Annotated in this window: 23 protein-coding genes, 1 pseudogene and 1 other annotated feature; of the genes and pseudogenes, 6 read left to right on the top strand and 18 right to left on the bottom strand. The window is 30.7% G+C overall.

Annotated elements, in window-relative coordinates; genetic code table 11:
* Positions 1-510: pseudogene (locus EV214_RS06185) on the top strand (IS701 family transposase); the annotation flags it as partial.
* 23 nt (positions 511-533) lie between these two features.
* On the opposite strand, the gene EV214_RS06180 reads toward EV214_RS06185, so the two are convergent.
* A complete protein-coding gene (locus tag EV214_RS06180; RefSeq protein ID WP_132243791.1) occupies positions 534-1,100 on the bottom strand; it encodes a uracil-DNA glycosylase in 567 nt (188 codons plus the stop codon).
* A gap of 112 nt (positions 1,101-1,212) precedes the next feature.
* Between EV214_RS06180 and EV214_RS06175 the strand changes: the two genes are divergently transcribed.
* Complete coding sequence (locus tag EV214_RS06175) at positions 1,213-2,280, top strand: tetraprenyl-beta-curcumene synthase family protein (protein WP_243116569.1); 1,068 nt, start codon at positions 1,213-1,215, stop codon at positions 2,278-2,280.
* Positions 2,281-2,339: 59 nt separating this feature from the next.
* Here EV214_RS06175 and trpS read toward each other — a convergent pair whose 3' ends face one another.
* Both trpS and EV214_RS06165 read right to left on the bottom strand, forming a co-directional pair.
* The gene (gene trpS, locus EV214_RS06170; RefSeq protein WP_132243787.1) at positions 2,340-3,341 is read right to left on the bottom strand and encodes a tryptophan--tRNA ligase; all 1,002 of its coding nucleotides are present in this window, start codon (positions 3,339-3,341) and stop codon (positions 2,340-2,342) included.
* A 77-nt stretch (positions 3,342-3,418) separates the two neighbouring features.
* Positions 3,419-3,622 (bottom strand) — a binding site (T-box leader).
* 43 nt (positions 3,623-3,665) lie between these two features.
* Positions 3,666-4,166: a cache domain-containing protein gene (locus EV214_RS06165; RefSeq protein WP_132243785.1), complete on the bottom strand. Its 501-nt coding sequence runs from the start codon at positions 4,164-4,166 to the stop codon at positions 3,666-3,668.
* A 265-nt stretch (positions 4,167-4,431) separates the two neighbouring features.
* Between EV214_RS06165 and EV214_RS06160 the strand changes: the two genes are divergently transcribed.
* Positions 4,432-4,632, top strand: coding sequence for a cold-shock protein (locus EV214_RS06160; protein ID WP_132243783.1), 201 nt, complete (start codon positions 4,432-4,434; stop codon positions 4,630-4,632).
* A gap of 114 nt (positions 4,633-4,746) precedes the next feature.
* Here EV214_RS06160 and EV214_RS06155 read toward each other — a convergent pair whose 3' ends face one another.
* The 9 genes from EV214_RS06155 to recF all read right to left on the bottom strand — a co-directional run bounded on the left by EV214_RS06155 (position 4,747) and on the right by recF (position 14,184).
* A complete protein-coding gene (locus EV214_RS06155; protein ID WP_165916265.1) occupies positions 4,747-5,691 on the bottom strand; it encodes a polyprenyl synthetase family protein in 945 nt (314 codons plus the stop codon).
* A 265-nt stretch (positions 5,692-5,956) separates the two neighbouring features.
* Positions 5,957-6,370 (bottom strand): bacteriohemerythrin, encoded by a 414-nt coding sequence (locus EV214_RS06150; RefSeq protein WP_132243779.1) that lies wholly within the window; start codon positions 6,368-6,370, stop codon positions 5,957-5,959.
* Between the two features lie 18 nt (positions 6,371-6,388).
* A complete protein-coding gene (locus EV214_RS06145) occupies positions 6,389-7,189 on the bottom strand; it encodes a SigB/SigF/SigG family RNA polymerase sigma factor (protein ID WP_132243777.1) in 801 nt (266 codons plus the stop codon).
* Positions 7,189-7,644 (bottom strand): ATP-binding protein, encoded by a 456-nt coding sequence (locus EV214_RS06140; protein WP_243116568.1) that lies wholly within the window; start codon positions 7,642-7,644, stop codon positions 7,189-7,191. The genes EV214_RS06145 and EV214_RS06140 overlap by 1 nt, the downstream gene beginning before the upstream one ends.
* A gap of 3 nt (positions 7,645-7,647) precedes the next feature.
* The gene (locus tag EV214_RS06135) at positions 7,648-7,968 is read right to left on the bottom strand and encodes an STAS domain-containing protein (RefSeq protein ID WP_132243775.1); all 321 of its coding nucleotides are present in this window, start codon (positions 7,966-7,968) and stop codon (positions 7,648-7,650) included.
* 209 nt (positions 7,969-8,177) lie between these two features.
* The gene (gene gyrA / locus EV214_RS06130; RefSeq protein ID WP_132243773.1) at positions 8,178-10,628 is read right to left on the bottom strand and encodes a DNA gyrase subunit A; all 2,451 of its coding nucleotides are present in this window, start codon (positions 10,626-10,628) and stop codon (positions 8,178-8,180) included.
* A gap of 15 nt (positions 10,629-10,643) precedes the next feature.
* A complete protein-coding gene (gene gyrB / locus EV214_RS06125) occupies positions 10,644-12,557 on the bottom strand; it encodes a DNA topoisomerase (ATP-hydrolyzing) subunit B (protein ID WP_132243771.1) in 1,914 nt (637 codons plus the stop codon).
* Positions 12,558-12,666: 109 nt separating this feature from the next.
* Positions 12,667-12,984, bottom strand: a complete 318-nt coding sequence (gene remB / locus EV214_RS06120; RefSeq protein ID WP_132243769.1) for an extracellular matrix regulator RemB — start codon at positions 12,982-12,984, stop codon at positions 12,667-12,669.
* 87 nt (positions 12,985-13,071) lie between these two features.
* Positions 13,072-14,184, bottom strand: a complete 1,113-nt coding sequence (recF, locus tag EV214_RS06115) for a DNA replication/repair protein RecF (RefSeq protein ID WP_132243767.1) — start codon at positions 14,182-14,184, stop codon at positions 13,072-13,074.
* A gap of 435 nt (positions 14,185-14,619) precedes the next feature.
* On the opposite strand from recF, the gene EV214_RS06110 reads away from it, so the two are divergent.
* The 3 genes from EV214_RS06110 to EV214_RS06100 are packed head-to-tail and all read left to right on the top strand — an operon-like array spanning position 14,620 to position 17,078.
* The gene (locus EV214_RS06110) at positions 14,620-14,874 is read left to right on the top strand and encodes a FeoA family protein (protein WP_132243765.1); all 255 of its coding nucleotides are present in this window, start codon (positions 14,620-14,622) and stop codon (positions 14,872-14,874) included.
* A 25-nt stretch (positions 14,875-14,899) separates the two neighbouring features.
* Positions 14,900-15,691 (top strand): FeoB small GTPase domain-containing protein, encoded by a 792-nt coding sequence (locus tag EV214_RS06105; RefSeq protein ID WP_132243763.1) that lies wholly within the window; start codon positions 14,900-14,902, stop codon positions 15,689-15,691.
* The gene (locus EV214_RS06100) at positions 15,684-17,078 is read left to right on the top strand and encodes a nucleoside recognition domain-containing protein (RefSeq protein WP_132243761.1); all 1,395 of its coding nucleotides are present in this window, start codon (positions 15,684-15,686) and stop codon (positions 17,076-17,078) included. The genes EV214_RS06105 and EV214_RS06100 overlap by 8 nt, the downstream gene beginning before the upstream one ends.
* Positions 17,079-17,112: 34 nt before the next feature.
* Here EV214_RS06100 and EV214_RS18690 read toward each other — a convergent pair whose 3' ends face one another.
* The 6 genes from EV214_RS18690 to dnaA all read right to left on the bottom strand — a co-directional run bounded on the left by EV214_RS18690 (position 17,113) and on the right by dnaA (position 21,285).
* Complete coding sequence (locus EV214_RS18690; RefSeq protein WP_165916264.1) at positions 17,113-17,280, bottom strand: helix-turn-helix domain-containing protein; 168 nt, start codon at positions 17,278-17,280, stop codon at positions 17,113-17,115.
* Between the two features lie 254 nt (positions 17,281-17,534).
* Entirely contained in the window at positions 17,535-17,816 is a 282-nt protein-coding gene (gene ppnP / locus EV214_RS06095; RefSeq protein WP_132243759.1) for a pyrimidine/purine nucleoside phosphorylase, read from the bottom strand.
* Positions 17,817-18,028: 212 nt separating this feature from the next.
* The gene (locus EV214_RS06090; protein WP_132243757.1) at positions 18,029-18,241 is read right to left on the bottom strand and encodes an RNA-binding S4 domain-containing protein; all 213 of its coding nucleotides are present in this window, start codon (positions 18,239-18,241) and stop codon (positions 18,029-18,031) included.
* Positions 18,242-18,280: 39 nt separating this feature from the next.
* Positions 18,281-18,547, bottom strand: a complete 267-nt coding sequence (locus EV214_RS06085) for a hypothetical protein (protein ID WP_132243755.1) — start codon at positions 18,545-18,547, stop codon at positions 18,281-18,283.
* A 60-nt stretch (positions 18,548-18,607) separates the two neighbouring features.
* Positions 18,608-19,711, bottom strand: coding sequence for a DNA polymerase III subunit beta (gene dnaN, locus EV214_RS06080; RefSeq protein WP_132243753.1), 1,104 nt, complete (start codon positions 19,709-19,711; stop codon positions 18,608-18,610).
* A gap of 233 nt (positions 19,712-19,944) precedes the next feature.
* Positions 19,945-21,285, bottom strand: a complete 1,341-nt coding sequence (gene dnaA / locus EV214_RS06075) for a chromosomal replication initiator protein DnaA (protein WP_132243751.1) — start codon at positions 21,283-21,285, stop codon at positions 19,945-19,947.
* Positions 21,286-21,758 lie beyond the last annotated feature (473 nt).

Here is a 21,758-nt window from a genome sequence, read left to right as displayed (position 1 = left end):
AATCTCTTCAAAAAACCAATTTACATGACAGCTACAACAAAAGATAAAGAAGATGTTTCAAAAGTAAGAGCATTTATCTGTACAATTAATCCAAAAGATCTACAAATATTTAAGCATAATACTGTACAAAATGTGAAATTTGATCAGACTCAAAATGATCAGTTACCACTATGTGCATACAGTTTGCGTTGGAATATTGAAGTGATTTTTTATCAACACAAATTTTTTTGGTCATTTGGTAATTATATGGTACGTAACAAAGCTGCTATCGAACGATATTGTAATCTATTGGCAATCACATTCACATTTGTTTCTGTATTGCCGTTTATTAATGAAAGTTTTTCAAAATATCAATTTGAAAGTCCTCAAAAAATAAAACGTACTATTTCTAATGCTTTGACGCAGGAATTAATTTTCGAGGGTTTCGCAAATTCACTCAAAAGCACTAAAATTTATTCCGGTGTTGCTAAAGCTATTGAATCTTTTCTTTATGGAACAGATGTAGCTTAATTTACTTGTAAACTAGTGTAAGTTTATTTTTTATCTTCTTTTATTGCATCATATTTCATTTTAATTTCTTTAAAATCTTCCCAAAAGAATCTCTTTTTAAGCACATCTCGAAGAACAGCAGAAGGATGATAAGTAGGCAATATCCATATTCCTTTTTTATAGTGCCACTTTCCTCTTTCCCTTGTAATGCTAATATTCGAATCAATAATTTTTTTTGAAGCAACAGATCCTAAACATACCATAATCTTTGGCCTTATTAGTTTCACCTGCCATCTAAGATAAGGCAGGCACTTTTCCATTTCGTCATCCATGGGATTTCTATTGTTTGGCGGTCTACATTTCACAATATTTCCAATATAGACTTCATCTCTTGTCATATTGATTCCTTCAATGGCTTTTGTAAGTAGTTGTCCAGCTGGCCCAATAAAAGCAATTCCTTTTTGATCCTCTTGTTGTCCTGGTCCCTCTCCAATAAACATAATCTCTGCATGCGCATTTCCTTGTCCGAAAACAACCTTTGTTCGCTCTTTATGTAGCTTACATTTTTTGCACCCATAAGCAAAAGCTTTCACTTCTTCTAAAGTATACATAAAAATCGCTCCTCATAATGATCTATTCCCTTTATCATAGCATGAATTTATATTTATTTGTCTAAAATACTATAGACAATACGTATTTTATAAAAGTAAAGGAATGATGCTTATGCATAAAACCATTTATCAATCTAAACTCATCTACAACTTTGTAAAAAAAGTTTTTCCAAAAGTAAAAAAAGAATTAAATCATTGGAAAAATTATGCCCATACCATTCCTGATCAAGTATTATCACAGCAAGCCCTTTTAAGTATACAAAAGAAATCCTTTCATGCGCAAGGCGGCTGTATCTATAGCCTATACGATCATCAAATAAACAAAAGGGCGATTCAATTTATCGTAGCATTACAAACCATTAGCGACTATCTAGACAATTTGTGTGATCGGGTTGGTGTGGAAGATGAAGTATCCTTTTTAAATCTTCATAAAGCCATTACAAATGCACTGAATCCAGATACTCATTTTTCTGATTATTATAAGGATTATCCTTATAAAGAAGACGGGAATTATCTATATGCATTAGTAAATACATGTAAATGCTATATACGAACCCTTCCAAATTATAATCTCGTTCAAGAAAATACTTTATATTTAGGAAAATTATATGGAGAGATGCAAAGCTATAAGCATATCGCTTTAAGTAAAAGAGAAAAAGCCATGCATACTTGGGCGAGTAAATATCTTTATTTATACGACGGTTTATCTACATGGGAATTTTCTTCAGCAGCAGGATCAACACTTGGCATATTTTTACTTTGTACCCTCGCTGAAGATAAAAATCTAGACCAAAACGAAGTAAAAAAAGTAATGAATACTTACTTTCCTTCTATATGCGGATTACACATATTGTTAGACTATTTTATAGATGAGAAGGAAGATCTTTCTACGGGGGATTTGAATTTTGTATCCTATTATAAGAATAAAGAAGAAAAAGAAAAAAGATTGATTTATTTCTTAAATCAATCCTTTAATAAATCTTTTCACTTAAAAAATCCATTGTTTCATCTAACCGTCATAGAAGGATTAATTGCCATGTATCTTTCTGATCCAAAAACAAATGCTTTTCCCGAAAAAATAACTACTAGAAAAATATTGAAAAATGCTTCTTGTACAGCAAACACTTTATACTTTATTTGTAAACTATTAAGAAAAAAAAGCATAATAAGCTCTGTTTAGCAAAGTCTAAGAAAATAACAGATCTCTATTCTGTGCTATTTTCTTAGGCTTTTTATGCTTTAAAATTTCCTTGGAATAAATCCTACCTTCTTATAAACTTTTCTCAACGTTTTTCTTGCTACATTTTCTGCCTTCTCTGCACCAGTTGCATAAATTGTTTCTAAATAATCTTTATTGCTAAGTAATGCCTCATATTTTTCTTTAATTGGTCTTAATCCTTCTACAACAACTTCAGCTGCATCATTTTTAAAGGTTCCATATCCTTTTCCTTCATACATGTTTTCTATTTCAGCAACACTTTTTCCTGAAAGTTTGGAATAAATATTGATTAAATTTTTGATTCCAGGCTGTTCATCAGAATATTTTACGATCCCTAATGAATCTGTTACACATCTTTTTACTTTCCTTGCAATGGAATCCGAATCTTCAACAAGTCCTATATAGCCATTTACATTTTCATCTGATTTGGACATTTTTTTACTAGGTTCTTGAAGACTCATAATCCTAGCTCCTACCTTTGGAATATAAGGTTCTGGAACCTTAAATGTATCACTATATCGATTATTAAATCTTTGCGCTAAATTTCTAGCTAACTCTAGATGTTGTTTTTGATCTTCTCCTACAGGAACTAGGTCTGTTTGATATAATAAAATATCAGCAGCCATCAGTACGGGATAGGTAAACAATGCTGCATTTAAATTTGCTTCACTTTTTTGGGATTTTTCCTTAAATTGGGTCATTCTATTTAATTCACCCATATAGGTCATAGAACTTAATACCCAAGAAAGCTCAGTATGTGCACTTACATGAGATTGAATAAATATAGTGCTTTTTTGTGGATCTAATCCACATGCGATGTATTGAGCCAGTGCTTCTAATGAATTTTTTCTTAAGTTTTTAGCCTCTTGTGGTACCGTAATAGCATGTAAATCTACGATACAATAATAACAATGATAATCCTCCTGCAAAGCCACCCAGTTTTTTAATGCGCCTAGATAATTTCCAAGTGTTAATTTCCCTGAAGGCTGTGCCCCACTAAATATTATTTTTTTCTCGTCCATAATTTTTTCCTCCTATAATTTTTAGATATAATTTCAAAATTTTTATTCTAAATACAAAAAACTCGTCTCTATTTAATAATAGAGACGAGTTCTATCCCGCGGTACCACTCTGATTGACAAATGTCCTCTTAATCCATAACGGTGGATGTCCGACAAACCCTACTGTTATTTCAGATTTGTACTCAGAAGTCCATTCAATATAAAAATTGGTTTTGAGCTTACACCCTCCTCAAATCGCTATCACCTTTTTTATATTTACTACGCTTCGTCATCGCTTTATGATATAAACCATTTTTTTTATTATATCTGTTTTTTCAATGCTTTTCAATTATTTTCTTTCATAAAATCTATTCCTACTACACCCATCAATACGTCCTCTTTATATAATGCTTTGGATACTGTAACAATATATTTATTCGTTACAGTATCCATGTATTCACTTGTATAGTATTCATTTGTTTTTGCATTTATATACCATGATCTTTTTCTTGCATCATAATCATCTGGTAATTCCATGTTTGGATACGTATAAAATTCATTTGAATCTTCTTTTGCAAAATATAAACGCTCTACATTTTTCAATTTATTTTCTTTAAAATCTTTTAAAATTTCATTAATTGATGCTTCATCTTGATTTATCAATTGATTACATAATGTATTTAATGTTTCTTTTTCTTCATCTAATTGTTCTGATATTTCTTTTGTTTCTTCTTGATTTGTATTTTTTACTATCCCTGCTTTTAATGTTACCTTACAGCCTGCTAAATTAAATATTAACCCTGTCATTAGTATAAAAGTAATAAAACACTTTATGTACTTTTTCATATACTCACTTCTTTCATTATATATTAATAGATATACAAAAAATAAAACCCTAGTTTTTGCACTATACCCTAATTTTATCTTATATCAATATGGAATATTTTTCAACATTTATTCTTTAATAAATATTCATTTCACCTTTTTATAATATATTTTCGGGCTAATCCTATAATAAAAAATTCTTTTTATTTACCTTGACAGTATCGGGTTTCAGTGATATTCTTAGGTAGTAATTAAGTTTACAAATAAAATTTTTGGAGGATTTTTAATGAAAACAGGCGTAGTAAAATGGTTTAACAGCGAAAAAGGTTTTGGATTTATTTCAGTAGAAGGAGAAGATGATGTATTCGTACATTTCTCAGCTATCCAAGGAGATGGATTCAAAGCTTTAGATGAAGGACAAAGTGTTGAATTCGAAGTAGAAAAAGGTGCTAGAGGACCTCAAGCTACTAACGTAGTTAAATTATAATAAAATAGAATCTATATTTTAATATATAAAACTACTATAAAAGCCCTGAAAATTCAGGGCTTTTATAGTTTTTGTATATTTATCATAAAATATCTTGTCTCATACCAACGAATGTTAATACTTTCTTATTAAGATTTTATCTGCAATTCCTAATAATAGCTCTTTGTAAATAGAATCTTCTATACTACTTAATGCTCCTTTTGCCTTTTTTACACAAAGTTCTGCTTCAAGATAAGATTCTTCTAATACATAGCTATCTTTTAGTAATTTTATAATTCCATTATATTTTTCCTTGATCAATCCTTTTTCAAATATTTCTTTCAGCCAATCTTTGTATTTTCCTTGCTCCATTAGTTTTAGTATGGGTAATGTTATATTTCCTTCTACTAAGTCAGCGCCGATTGGTTTTCCTAAAATTTTTTCATCTCCTGTGAAATCTAATATGTCATCTATTATTTGATAAGCATATCCTAAATTTTCTCCGTAAAGTTTGAATGCATTGATTTCTTCTTCCTGTGCATTTGCTGAAATTGCGCCTACTTGTGTACATGCAGAAAGTAATACGCCTGTTTTTTGATAGATACGATTATAGTAATCTTTGTTGGTTTGTTCTAAATTAAATTTATTTTCTGCTTGAAAAATTTCTCCATCACACATTTTACTAATCGCATCTACTACCACTTCCATACTTCTAATCAAATTATTTTTAGAAAGAATTTCAAATGCTTTTGCAAATAGATAATCTCCTACCAATACAGCTGTATAGTTCCCTCTTTTTGCATTCACAGTAGGTTGATTGCGTCTCATTAAAGATTCATCGATGATATCATCATGTACAAGTGATGCCATGTGAATACACTCACAAGCTGCTGCACCCTTAATTGCTTCTTTATTAAGTTTACCGAAACATTGCGATGTACATAAAACAAGTGCAGGACGAATTCTTTTTCCTCCAGAAACAATGAGATTCTTACAGATTCTTGATGTGTTTTTATGACTACCCTTTAATATATTATATAATTCCTTCTCTACAAGAGACATACCTATTATATTCTTCATTCTTAAAACTTCAGATGTTTTTATCAAATTAAAAACCTACCTTCTATATAATCTCAAAATATACCTGTGTTTAAATATATCTTACTTTTCTGTGTTACATATATAGATTATTTGCAAATAAAGCATTATATAATCATAAAAGCCGAGAATCCTTTCAAAAGAATTCTCGGCTTTTTATATTTATTTTTTCTTTGTACCACATCAGCATACACTATTACAACGCTTCATTTCATCAATTCAATTTCCATTGCGCTGTAATAGGTTTTTAATATACACCTTTTTCATGAAGAAAATCTTGATACTCATGATCTGTTTTCAATATATGGTTTTCGATCCAATTTGCAAGAAATTCTATCATAGATAATTCAATTCCTGTTTGTTTTTGATCAATATCTTGATTTTCTAATTGAATAATTTTATTTACAAAGGATCTATGTTCTCTCTTTTGTAATCGTAGATCCTCATATCCATATTTTTCTAGCATTTTTTCTTCATGCGCAAAGTGATATTCTGTATATTCTCTTAGTTCTCTTAAAATATCCATGATTTCATCATAATGATCCATATCATTTTTCAATTTTAATAAATCAGAAAGTCTTTCTCCAATTTCTAAAAGCTTTTTATGTTGCCTATCAATTTCAGTAATCTCAACTTTATATTCGTTCTTCCATTCAAACATCTTTTTTCCCCCTATCTTTTATTCTTCCATTTTATTTAATTCTTTTTTAAATTTATCAATCACTTTCTTTTCCATTCGAGAAATAGTCATTTGAGATACATCTAATAATTTAGCAGCTTGTGATTGGGTTTTGTTCTCAAAGAAACGGTATTTTATAATCTTTACCTCTAATTCATTTAATTTTTTCATGCTTTCTTTTATAAAATCCTTGTTTTCTAATATATCGAAATATTTATCATTTTCTCCAATCAAATCCTTAAGCTGTACATCTTTATCATCTCCACTATTATCATAACTTATATCCAAAGACTTTGGGGTATATACTTGACTGGCATCCATTGCCTCTAATACCTGTTCTTCTGTACATCCTAAATACTCTGCAATATCTATGACTTTAGGGGTTCTTTGCAATTCTTGCGTCAATACATTTCTTGTATTACTTATCTTTTTTGATAATTCCTGTATTCTTCTAGGCACTCTTATAGCCCAACCTTTATCTCTGAAATATTTCTTAATTTCTCCTATAATTGTAGGCGTAGCAAAACTTGAAAATTCAAACCCTTTTGTAATATCAAACCGCTCAATGGCAAAAATAAGACCTAATGAAGCAATTTGGTAAAGATCTTCATATTCAATCCCTTTGTTTATATACTTTTTAGATAAAATCTGAGCAATATATAAATATCGATTCACTAATTCATTTCTGATTGTTTTATCCTTTGTTTGGTTATAAATCTCAAATAATTCTTTTTCATTATACTGCTTTAGGGAATGGATATTTATTGTACCTTCGTCTATCTTTTTTACTGTACTTTCCATCAAATATCATCCCCCAGATATTTTATCATTTGCAACCTTGTACCTTTTCCAATCTCAGATACGATCTCTACTTTATCCATTAATGATTGAATGATAAATATTCCTAAACCTCCTTCTTTTGGACTTGTCAAATCTGGTTTTTCAATTTCATTACTTGCAAATCCAGTTCCTTTATCAATCACATCAATGATTATTTTCTCATCATCTATAAAAAAATTTATATCAAAATTTTGATTATGATTGCACAAGCCATGTTTAATGGCATTGGTACAAGCTTCTGCAATTGCTACCTTTATATCTTCAATCTGCTCTATATTAAATCCCATTCTGCTCGCTATGGCTGATGTAGTTAATCGAACAACATTCACATATTCTGGTTTGTTTGGAACCGATATCGAAAAATGATCACACACTTTTTTCTCCACCTTCTCTATACATTTTGTATTTTCCATCATTTGTTATTCACCTTCTATAATAAAAATTTTATTAAGTCCAGTTATGGTAAGTAATTTTGAAATATTTTTCTTAGGATTTATGATAATAATGCTTTTGTTTTCTTTTTTTAATCTTTTCAAAGCGCCTATTAAAACACCTAAACCAGTGCTATCAATATAATCTAATTCTAAACAATTTATTTTAATATTCTCATTGTGTTCATCTAACATTTTCATCAATGTTTCTTTTAGTTGATTCGCTGTATAGATATCAATTTCTCCAGCAATATTTATCATCCATAATTGCTCTTCTTTATTGTAATTTTTATTGATATAAAGTGCCACAACAAAACCCCTTTCCGTTTTTTCCTAATTTAATATTACCCTGTATTTTTACTTTTAAACACATACAGGATAATATTAAAAAATTTTATTGTTATTATTTACTTAATTCAATCACAAGTATATTTAGAAAATTTATTTTCATCTTATTTTTAAAGTTTAATATAAAAATACGCAAAAGTGAATTTACTTTTGCGTATAAAAGTTTCTTCTTATTCCTCTTCCGATTCTTCTACTTCTACGCCTTGAATAACCTTAGCGATAGAGACAATATTCACATCTTGTCCTACTCTCATTAATGTTACCCCTTGTGTATTTCTACCCATTGTAGATATTTCTTTTACCTCTAATCTTATGATAACACCATTTGTATTGATAAGCATGATTTCATCATCATTTTTTACCACTTTAGCGCCTACTAATTTACCCGTTTTTTCTTTTTTATTATAGGTAATTAATCCTTTTCCACCTCTAGATTGCGTATTATAATTTTCTAAGGATGTTCTCTTGCCAAATCCATACTCACTAACAACGAGTAATTCACTATCATCTTCTACAAGCTCCATTGCTACAACCAAATCATCTTTATCTAAGTTCATTCCTTTCACACCCATTGCAGATCTACCCATATCTCTAACATCTTTTTCTTTAAATTGAATCGCTTTTCCTTCTCTTGATACCATAATCACTTCTTTATTACCATCTGTTAATTTTACGCTAATGAGTTCATCATCTTCTCTTAAATTAATCGCAATTAAACCTGATTTTCTTGAAGTATCAAATTGTGATAAATCTGTTTTTTTGATAATTCCTTTTTGTGTAGCTGCTAATAAATAGTTACTTGGTTCAAAAGTCTTAACAGGAATAACTGCTGTTACTTTTTCATTTGGCAGTAACTGCAGTAAGTTTACAATGGCTGTTCCTTTTGCTTGTCTCTTCGCATCAGGAATTTCATAAGTCTTTAAGCGATAAACTCTTCCTCTATTTGTAAAGAATAAAATATAATTATGGGTTGAAGTAATAAATAGATGTTCTACAAAATCCGCATCTCTTGTAGTCAGTCCAGTTATCCCTTTTCCACCTCTTCTTTGACTTTTGTAAGTATCTGCTGGAAGTCTCTTAATATATCCTAAATGGGTTAATGTAATTGCAACTTCTTCTTCATCTATTAAGTCTTCCATATTTATTTCATCTGCAACAGCTTCGATGGCTGTTCTTCTATCATCATTGTATAATTCCTTTATTTCTAATATTTCTTCTTTTATAATATTTAAAAGTAATCTTTCATTGGCTAATATTTCTTTATAGTGATTAATTATTTTTATCAATTCTTCATATTCTTCTTCAATTTTTTCTCTTTCTAGTCCTGTAAGCTTTTGAAGTCGCATATCAAGTATTGCTTGTGCTTGTTTTTCTGATAAATGGAAGGTATCGATCAATCCTTGTTTTGCTTCTGCTACATTTTTAGAAGCCCGAATCAATTTAATCACTTCATCTATATGATCTAGCGCAATTTTTAATCCTTCTAATATATGTGCACGTTCTTCTGCTTTTGCTAAATCATATTTAGTTCTTCTTGTAACAACATCCTTTTGATGTTCTAAATAATGATAAATCATATCATATAAATTTAATATTTTAGGTTGTCCATTTACGAGCGCAATCATAATAATACTAAAAGTATCTCGAAGCTGTGTGTGTTTATAAAGCTTGTTTAATACTACTCCTGAGTTGGCATCTCTTTTTAATTCTATAACAATGCGCATACCCTTCCTATCACTTTCATCCCTTAAATCCGAAATTCCTTCTATCTTCTTATCTCTTACCAAATCTGCTATTTTTTCAATCAATCTTGCTTTATTTACTTGATATGGAATTTCCGTTACAATAATCTGATTTTTACCTTTTGCTGTTTGTTCTATTTCAGCATTTGCTCGAACAACTACTTTTCCTTGACCTGTTCTATAGGCTTCTTTTATGGACTCTTTTCCCATGATTGTCGCCCCAGTTGGAAAATCTGGACCCTTTACAATTTTGATAAGATCTTCTACTGTTGTTTCCTTATCATCAATTAATTTTACAGTTGCATCAATTACTTCGCCTAGATTATGAGGTGGAATAGATGTAGCCATTCCTACTGCAATACCATTTGAACCATTTACCAAAAGATTTGGAAATCTACTAGGTAGTACTGCTGGTTCTTTTAATGTTTCATCAAAGTTTGGTATATAATCAACTGTATCTTTTCCAATATCGCGAAGTAGTTCTACCGATAATTTTGTAAGCTTTGCTTCTGTATAACGCATGGCAGCAGCACTATCTCCATCTACAGAACCAAAGTTTCCATGCCCATTCACTAATAAATATCTCGTTGAAAAATCCTGTGCCATTCTTACCATTGCATAATAAACAGAACTATCCCCATGTGGATGGTACTTACCTAAAACGTCCCCAACGATACGTGCAGACTTTCTATGCGGTTTACTAGGGTCAAGTCCTAATTCATTCATTGCATAAAGAATTCTTCTATGAACAGGTTTAAGACCATCCCTAACATCTGGTAATGCACGTCCTACGATTACACTCATTGAATAATCAATATAGGATTTTTTCATGGTATCTTCTATATCAACTTGAATAATTTTACTTTTTTCCTCTGTCATTGATCTTCCCCCTTACTACACATCTAAATTACTTACATATTTTGCATTGGCTTCAATGAATTCTCTACGAGGCTTTACTTTATCTCCCATAAGTGTCGTAAAAGTTTCATCTGCTATTGCAGCATCATCTACGGTCACTTGAATTAATGTTCTTTTTTCAGCATCCATTGTAGTGTCCCATAATTGTTCAGGATTCATTTCCCCTAACCCTTTGTATCTTTGTATCGCGATGCCATTTCTACCAATTTCATTTAATAATTTATCTAGTTCTTTATCGGAATAAACATAATGCTCTTGTCTTCCTTTTTTTATCTTATAAAGAGGCGGTTGCGCAAGATATATATGCCCTTGATCAATAAGTGGCTTCATATATCTATAAAAGAATGTCAATAACAATGTACTAATATGTGCCCCATCTACATCTGCATCTGTCATAATCACAATCTTATGATATCTTAATTTCATCACATCAAATTCATCTCCAATCCCACATCCAAAAGCAGTGATCATGGCTCTTATTTCACTTGAACTCAATATTTTATCTAATCTTGCCTTTTCAACATTTAGAATTTTACCTCTTAGTGGTAAAATTGCTTGTGTTCTTCTATCTCTTCCTTGTTTTGCAGATCCCCCAGCAGAATCACCCTCAACAATAAATACTTCACTTAATGCTGGATCTTTCTCTGAACAATCAGCAAGCTTTCCTGGCAAGGCTAAACCGTCTAAAGCACCTTTTCTTCTTGTAAGCTCCCTTGCTTTTCTAGCGGCTTCCCTCGCTCTTGCTGATCTAATAGATTTTTCTAAAATTATTTTCGCTTCATTTGGATTTTCTCCTAAAAATATTTGTAATCCTTCACTAGTAACACTTTCAACAATTCCTCTTATTTCACTATTGCCAAGCTTCGTCTTCGTTTGACCTTCAAATTGAGGTTCTGTTAGTTTTACAGAAATAATACAGGTTAATCCTTCTCGAATATCTTCCCCTGTAAGATTCTCATCTTTTTCTTTTAAATAATTATTTTTTCTAGCATAATCATTTACGACACGCGTAAGTCCTGATTTAAATCCAACAAGATGGCTCCCACCTTCATGCGTATTAATATTGTTTGCAAATGAAAAAATATTTTCTGTATATTTATCCGTATACTGCATAGCTATTTCAACTTCTGAAGTCTCTTTTTTTCCTTCAAAATAAATAATATTTTTATGAATGGCATCTTTATTTTTATTTAAGTGTTTCACAAATTCTTTGATTCCACCTTCATAGTGGAAGGTTAACGAACGAGCGTTTTCTTCTCTTTCGTCCGTCAGTACAATACGAATCCCTTTATTTAAAAATGCCATTTCTCTTAATCTGTGTTCTAATGTTTCAAATTTAAAAACCGTTTCTTCAAAAATTTCCTTATCAGGTAAAAATCTTGTTTTAGAACCTGTCTCATTTGATTCTCCTATTACAGTAAGTTCTGTAATAGTTTGCCCTCTTTCATAGCGTTGATGATAAATTTTTCCGTCTCTTTTAACTTCTATTTCCATCCATTCTGACAATGCATTTACAACAGATGCACCAACCCCATGCAGTCCTCCTGATACCTTGTATCCGCCACCGCCAAACTTTCCTCCTGCATGCAGTACTGTATGAATAACTTCTACAGCAGGTTTTCCCATCTTTGGATGCATGTCTACTGGCATGCCTCTACCATCATCTCTTACCATAATAGAATTATCATTTCTAATAACCACGTCTATTTTACTGCAATATCCTGCTAAAGCTTCATCAATACTATTATCTACAATCTCATATACAAGATGATGAAGCCCCTTCGGTCCTGTAGTACCGATATACATTCCTGGTCTTTTTCGGACTGGCTCAAGGCCTTCTAATACTTGTATCTGTTCTGCTCCGTATTCCTCATTGATTTTTTCTACCATTTTTCTACCCCCTACTTTTGTGAGTATTGTTCCACATAAAAAAAGCTACGGATTCTTTTATATCCTAATTCTTCCGTTGCCTTACTACAATCTATCATAGTTCTTTCATTTATTTTAAGTAAATTTTATCTGCATTATGAATATCATCTATGAAATTCGCTCTTTTTTGAAGTGTAGTAGATGATATTGCTGAATAATAGATCACAGTTTGAATCATTTTTTGTACACCTTTTTTATTTTTTTGTATTTCTTCAGTAATAACATACGATTTTACTTTTTCGTCAGCTATTCTTTTTATAAAACCTTCTTCTTCAGCTATTTTAAAAAAGGCTTTACTATCTTTTGATTTTTTAATCGCATCTACATCTATAATAGATATAATATTTTTAATAGGGACAACAACATCTTTTCCTAAATGAAGGAACATTTAAAAACCTCCTTAAAATTACTCCACATTCCATTATATCCTTTTATAGAAAAATATAAAAGTCAAACTTTATTTGATAAAAAAATTTTATATAGATGCATTCCTTACAACTGCATTTTTTACATAAAACACATATTCTTCATTCAGTTCCAATTGATTCAAATAATCGACTTCTGTTGTAGTAATGAATATTTGCACATCCCTTAAGGCTTTAATTAAAAATTTTTGCCGATTAATATCTAATTCTGACATAACATCATCTAGTAGAAGGATAGGATACTCACCAGTTTCTCCCTTTATCAATTCAATCTCTGCAAGTTTTAATGAAAGCGCTGAAGTTCTTTGCTGCCCTTGTGAACCAAAACTCCTTATGTCCACTTCATTGACAAACACACCTAAGTCATCTCTATGAGGCCCAACAGTCGTACTTCCTCTTTGTAAATCTATTGTTAAAGATTCTTTTAATTTACATCGAAAGCTTTCCATAGTAGCTTCAAAAGTATTTTTCACATCAATATTTGTCATATATTTTACTTCAAGGTTTTCTTTGCTCTCTGTTATTTTTCTATGAATCAATCTACTTAGCGGATTGATTCTTTGAACAAACTTTTCACGCTCCTTTATTAACCGTGTTCCTAATTCTAGTAGCTTTTCATCCCATACATGAAGGGTATCCATGTATTTCCTATGGTGATTTATCTTCTTTAAAAGATTATTTCTTTGCATTAATACTTTATTATATTGGGTTAAGTGATAGAAGTAATTAGGTTTCATCTGAGATATTTCATTATCTATAAACTTTCTTCTTTCACTTGGCCCTTCTTTAATTAACTTTAGATCTTCAGGTGAAAAAACCACCACATAAACATTATTGAGAATCTCTGCATTTTTTGTTAAAGTTACACCATTTACTTTAATTTGCTTTTTTTTATTCATATCTAACTTTAACGCCACAACAATATCTGTATATCTTTTTTTTCCTTCTACTTTTATATAGGCCTGATCTTTATCAAATTTAATTAATTCTCTATCTTTAGTGGTTCGAAAAGATTTTCCTGCACTTGTCAAGTATATGGATTCTAATATATTTGTCTTCCCTTGCGCATTATTGCCAACAAATACATTGATTTTGGCATGAAAATTTAATGTAAGATTGTTATAGTTTCTAAAATTTATTAGTTTTAAATTTTCTAAATACACGAAATCTACCGCTCCTTTTGCTCGAAGCGTCTCCTGTCTTCGATTGATCTCATTAACAACAATTTATTATATCATATAACTGTATTATTACTGTTTTTAGACATAAAAATTAGCTAGTTGATCATTTTTTATCTATATGATTTAGATTTTATCTAGTAAGCTTCTATAGGCTGACTATTATAAATTCTTCTTTTATTTAAAATATCCTGCTTTGTTTTACTTTAAACAAATATCCTAATGAAAAATAAGTAACTGCATAGCCAAAAGCAAAGATTCCTAAATCCCTAAAGTAATTTGAATGCTTCCATATTTGTAACAGAAAATTATTTCTTACATATTATGTATATTAGATTATACAATTTGTTAGCCAAAACTAATTTAAAAGCACTTTAATATTTTCTTAGGCTCAGCTAATGCCTTTAAAGGAGGGAAACTATGAAAAATAGTACACTATCACAAGACCCTATTCCTCTTTCTAACATTACTGTAGGAACCACTGTACAAGTTTTAGATTTAAAGACCACTGGTTTGTCTAGAAGGAGAATGTTAGATTTAGGAATTGTTCCAGGAACCATTATAAATGTTCTAAGAAAAAGTCCTTTAGGAGACCCTATTGCCTACAACATAAGGGGGGCTACCATTGCCTTAAGAAAAGAAGAATCCTCTCAAATTTTAGTAAATCCAATTTAGAATCATAGCAAGGAGGAATGGATCCATGGGACTAACGTGTCAATCATGTGGAAAAGCTTTATTAAATGATAAATTTAATATAAAATTAGGCAATCATGAAGCATTCGTAATCGCCTTAGCAGGCAATCCCAATGTAGGGAAAAGTACTGTATTTAATGCATTAACAGGATTAAAACAGCATACAGGTAATTGGCCTGGAAAAACAGTAACAAATGCACGTGGACATTATACCCATAAAGATAAAGAATTTATGTTAGTAGATTTACCAGGAACCTATTCTCTTTTAGCTAATTCTGTTGAAGAACAAGTAGCTAGGGACTTTATTTGTTTTGGAAAACCAAATGCTACAGTTGTGGTTGTAGATGCAACCTGTCTTGAAAGAAATTTAAATTTAGTGCTACAAGTTATGGAATTGACAGATCATGTAGTACTCTGTGTAAATTTAATGGATGAAGCTAGGCGAAAAGGCATATCTGTAGATCTTGATACTTTACAAAAAAGCTTAGGTATTCCTGTAGTAGGTACTACTGCTAGATCTGGTGAAGGACTTACTAACTTAATGGATGAAGTGCATGATATTTCATTAGGATTAAAAATAACTTCTCCTAAAAACATTAACTATTCAAAAGATATTGAAGAAGAAATTAAAGGACTTGTTCCTAAGTTAGAAAATATATTCGGAAATACACTAAATCCTAGGTGGGTTGCCTTAAGACTACTGGAGGGAGATCAAACCCTATTAGATTCTATACATCAGTTTTTATATACTGAAATATACTCAAATAAGGATACGGAGGTGGCTTGTTTTTATGAGTAGTCAAACTTCAAACCCCTATGAAATACTCGTTGATATTCAAAATGAAATCTCTAATGAAAATCAATGTAAATTTAGAGATAGTATGGTCAAAAGCATTTATACACAAGCAGAAGCGATTGCAGAAAAAGTCGTTACAAAAAGTCATACAAAAAAATATGATTGGGATCATAAATTAGATGACATATTGACTTCAAAATTTACAGGCTATCCCATTATGTTTTTTTTGTTAGGTCTTGTATTTTGGATTACAGTAACAGGTGCCAATGTACCATCTTCTATGTTAGCTGATTTCTTGTTTGGTATAGAATCAAAACTTACTACCCTTTTTATGTCAGTAAACACGCCACAGTGGCTCCATGGCATCCTTATACTCGGTATGTATCGAACCTTGGGATGGGTCATTTCTGTTATGTTGCCTCCTATGGCTATATTTTTTCCATTGTTTACACTATTAGAAGATTTAGGGTATCTCCCTCGCGTTGCTTTTAATCTTGATAAATTGTTTAAAAAAGCAGGTGCTCATGGAAAGCAGTCTCTTACAATGAGCATGGGTTTTGGATGTAATGCAGCAGGAATTATTGCTTGTAGAATTATTGATTCACCAAGGGAAAGACTTATTGCCATGTTAACCAATAATTTCGTTCCCTGCAACGGTCGTTTCCCTACATTAATCGCTATATCCACTGTTTTTGTGGGTGGTGCCGTAGCGAGTCATTACAGTACAATCATTGCGTCCTTTTTCGTATGTACACTCGTATTATTAGGTATTTTCATGACATTAATCATTTCTTGGGGGCTTTCAAAAACATTATTAAAAGGGGTTCCATCTTCTTTTACATTAGAATTACCCCCCTATAGAAAACCACAATTTTTGAAAATCCTATATCATTCTTTGATAGATCGAACGATTTTCGTGTTAGGTCGTGCCATCGTTGTAGCAGCGCCAGCAGGTCTTATTACTTGGATTTTAGCCAATGTATTTATTGAAGACCTAAGCATATTATCCCATATGGCAGCATTCCTACAACCTTTGGCGCATCTTATTGGTATGGATGGTTTTATTTTAATGGCTTTTATCCTTGGCCTTCCTGCAAATGAAATTGTATTGCCTATTTTAATTATGAGTTATATGTCAGAAGGAGCTATGCTAGAGTTAGATAGTCTTCAAGCAATGGGTGATTTGTTTATAGCCAATGGATGGACTTGGTTGACTGCTTTAAATGTAATGATCTTTTCATTACTTCACTTTCCTTGTGCTACTACGCTTTGGACCATAAAAAAAGAGTGTGGCAGTTCAAAATGGACCTTGTTTGCTGCAATCATGCCTACACTGATTGCTTTCATTACATGTTTTTTTATAACACAATTGGTTCATATTATAAGATAGAAATAGAAAGAAACACACTTTTTCGTGTTTTTTTTTATTGATCAATTGCTTCACTCCAATGCGTATCTTCCCTATTTTTATAGAAATCCAAAAATTTTTCTATAGCTTCTGTTAAATAAACCCCTTCATATCGTTTATATTCTATATATATATTCTGATTAAGTTTTCTTAAAGCTTTTACAACAGATGGTGGCGATAACATACTATTCCTCCTTTTACTTATTTATTGAAAATAAATAAGACCTTTATTTTAAGAGCATCAAAATATTTGTGCTCTTAAAATAAAGGTCTCGTTCCAAGATAAAACTTGCACTGAAGCGGGTATTTTCACCAGTATGTTGCAGCCAGTGGACAAAGCAGATGTTTTGTGAACTACTCCCCTTTATTATTCTTTATTTCACTATTATTATATGCCTCTTCAATAAAAATGTGATCCTTAAGAATCACATTTCCTTATTATTTATATAAGCACAGATATGATGTTTCTTCTAGAACAGTTACTTGAAATTTTTGATTTGCTTCTACAATAAATGTTTCATTTTGCTTAAATTCTTTCCATTCATTTTCTCCAGGAAGTTTTACAGACATTTTCCCATTTGTAACTGTCATAATTTCTTTAGTAGATGTACCAAATTCATATTCACCAACTGCCATTACCCCGATAGTAGCAGGACCTTCACTTGGGTTAAAGATCATAGATTTTACTTTCCCATCAAAATATTCATTTACTTTAAACATGAAAATCTCCCCTTTATGATTATTTTATTTTAATCATACAATATATTTTATAGACATGCTAGAAAATGTTTTTTGACTTCCCTTGAGCTGTTTTTAGACATGAAAAATATTAGACATGCTTCTTTATGCTATAGCTATAAAAAAGCCGTCTAAGGGGTTTTCTGTTCGTTTCAGTATGATATTTATGCTGCTCTTCTGATTAAAACAAAAATTTAAATCCCCTTTATCATTATTTTCTCTCCGTCTATCTCTACAATATCTCCATCTCTTAATTTCTTTCCTCGTCTTAATTCAACCTCTCCATTCACTTTTACCTCGCCTTCTAGTATAAGGATTTTAGCATGTCCACCTGTTTGTGCAATTTCTCCAAGTTTAAGTGCTTTGTCTAATTGTATATATTCTCCTTCAATTTTTAATTCTTGCATAAATCATCCACTCCTTTTTTTATTTTATGGATATTATCATTAAATATACTTTTGGTATTTTTTCTCATTTCCTTTCCAAACACTGAAAGCCACAATTATTCCTCCTATAAAGAAAAAAGGAAATCTTGCTAAAAATTCAGTAGCTATATTTATTATAGAAAGTTCAAAATCGAAATCATGAAATAAAAATCCATTGATCCATATTCCAAGGCTACAAACAATGGTAGCCCAAAATAAAGCATAGAAAAATACAAATTTTCTTTTTCCATATGTACGCCATCTACTCCATCTTTCTTTATTTTTCATGCCTTAACCTCCTAGATATTTTTAAAAAGGAGTGCTCTTAAATTCGAGCACTCCTTTATGTTATCCTACAAGTCTAACGGGTAATATAAGATATGTATAATTACTATGATCTACCGGTTTTACAATACAAGGGCTAACACTGGTTGTAAATTCTAAATAAATTTCTTCACTATCTATAATCTTTAATGCCTCTAGAAAATATTTCGAGTTAAAACCAATATCAATATCTTCTCCTTCTAACTCTATAGAAACAGATTCAAATACTTTTCCTATTTCTGCGTTGGAGGTAATATTCATTATTTCATCTCTTATAGAAAATTTCACTAAATTGTTTTTTCCTTCTTTTGCAAGCAATGAAGCTCTTTCCATACTATTTAATAATTTTTTTGTGTTCACCTTTGCCCGTACTTTATATTCTTTGGGGATGATTTGTTTATAATTTATAAAATCTCCTTCTAATAATCTTGAGATCACTCTTATTTTATTCATATTAAATAAAACATGTCTGTCCGTAAAGAAAATTTCAACATCTGTATTTTCTTCTTCTAATAATATTCTATTGATTTCATTTAATGTTTTTGAAGGAATAACTGCTTTATTATTGTGACTATTTCTTGTATTTGCCTGTCTTAAAGCTAATCTATAACCATCTAACGCAACCATATTTATAGATTCTTCTTGTAATTCCATTAATACCCCTGTAAGGATCGGTCTTGTTTCATCTACTGCTGTAGCAAATACAGTTTGTTTGATCATGTTTTTGAAAAGGTCCTGTGGAAGCCTATAACCTTCTTCCTCTTCAACTCTTGATAGTTCTGGAAATTCAATGGCAGGTTGCCCTACCAATGTAAACTCTGAATTTTCACATCTAATTGTTGTTGTATTATTGTCATCTACTTCGATTTCGATATCGGCATCAGGTAATTTCCTAATGATATCTCCTAATATTCTTGAAGATAAAACAACAGCACCTGGGGATAGTATTTCTGCATCTATATAATTTTCTATCCCAATTTCTAAATCTGTACCCACTAACTTTAATTGTTGTCCATAGGTTGCTATTAAAATACCTTTTAGTATAGGTAAAGTTGTTTTGGATGATACCGCTTTTTGAACAGTATTTATACATGCAGAAAATACTCTTTGATTGCAAATAAGTTTCATTTGTGGATAACCTCCTTTTATATAATAACACATAAATAATATAAATTTTTAGTAGTAATAGTAATAGGGCCTGTGAATTTGTGGATAAGCCCTAAAACTGTTGAAATTTATCTGACTATAGAGAATAATAAGATGTGGGTATCTAGTAGATACTTATCCACATATTCAAACAAAATTCATCATCTGAGAGTTACAAACATATTATTAAGATGATACACACAAAGGTATGTTCATTATTTACCCCTAATATCTTTAATTGCATTTTCTATTTTTGTTTTTATATCTGAATTTGAAACAATATCTTTTGAAATTTTTTCATATGCATGAATTACTGTAGTATGATCCCTTCCTCCAAATTCATCCCCAATTTTAGGTAGAGATAAATCTGTAAGTTCTCTACACAAATACATGGCAATTTGTCTTGGAAAAGCAATGGATCGTGGTCTACGTTTTGAATTAAAATCATCTATTTTAATACAAAAGTGTTCGGATACGACTTCCTTAATAAGAGATACCGTAATTTGTTTTGGCTTACTAGAAGCAAAGATATCTTTTAAAGCTTCGCTTGCTAAGTCTATTGTTACGTCTTTATTCGTAAGGGAAGAATAGGCAACAATTCGTATTAAGGCACCTTCTAATTCTCGAATATTGGATTGAATTTTCTTTGCAATATGATGCATGACTTCGTTGGGAACATCGATCCCTTCAATTTCCGCTTTTTTACGAAGAATAGCAATTCTTGTTTCTAGATCGGGTGCTTGAATATCTGTAATGAGTCCCCATTCGAATCTAGAACGTAGACGATCTTCTAGTGTAGGAATTTCTTTTGGAGGCCTGTCACTAGAGATAATAATTTGCTTATTTGATTCATGAAGTGCATTGAAGGTATGAAAAAATTCTTCTTGCGTTCGTTCTTTACCAGCAATAAATTGAATATCGTCTACTAGTAGTACATCTACATTTCTATATTTATTTCGAAACTCTACATTTTTATCATCTCGAATAGAATTAATTAATTCATTTGTAAATTTTTCTGAGGAAACATATACAACTTTTGAATTTGGATTTTGACCGAGTATAAAATGTCCAATTGCATGCATTAGATGGGTTTTGCCTAATCCAACACCTCCATATATAAACAAAGGATTGTATGCTTTTGCAGGTGATTCAGCAACTGCAAGGGATGCTGCGTGTGCAAAGCGATTACTATTGCCGATTACAAAAGTGTCAAAAACATATTTAGGATTTAGGTTTAGTGCATCAAATGAATCTTTATTATTTTCATTATTAGAGGGAGCTCGAGAAGCTTTTAAATAGGTTTCACTGCCAGGGACCGTAAATACTAATTTAAATTCTTCAGAAGTGATTTGTTTGATAGCATTAATAATGAGTGTTGCATATCTTGCTTCTAAGATTCCCTTTGAAAAATCATTGGCAACAGCTAAAACGATCGTTTTTCCGTTTATAGATAAGGGTTCTATAGGTTTAAGCCAAGTATTATAGCTAACTTCTGTTAGTTCAGTTTTGATTAAATCTAATGATTTTTGCCATATTTCGGACAGATGTGTACGCATAAGCGAACCTCCTTGAAAATGAGATAAAAAAATTGTAAAATTATAGAAGAAAAATATTTTTTTAAGTGATATAAAGCAAATATCCACAAAATATCCACAGAAATTGTGGATGAATTTATAAAAATGAGTGATTGTTGTATAAATTTTATAAACGAGGAAATAAATAATTCTGTGGATAATCTATTTAATAAAATAAAACATATAGAAAGTTTTACACATTTTTAAAAGTGACAAGAAAAAATATACACACAAAAAAATATATAGAAAAAAAAAGAAAGTATAGGCTACTTATAAAAGTTATACACAGAACTATCCACACACTGTGCATAAAAGTGGATATGTTTAATAATTTTCCACATATCAACAAGTTTATTTAATCATATCAAATAAGCTGTAGAATTTCAATAATATGAAGAAAATTATCCACAATAAAAGTATTTTATTATTATTTTATCCACAAAAAGTCATTTAAA

It is taken from the genome of Marinisporobacter balticus (assembly GCF_004345705.1).
GTDB classification, from domain to species: Bacteria; Bacillota; Clostridia; order Peptostreptococcales; family Thermotaleaceae; genus Marinisporobacter; species Marinisporobacter balticus.
Note: the sequence above shows the minus strand (reverse complement) of the source record. Positions and strands in the feature narration are given on the sequence as shown.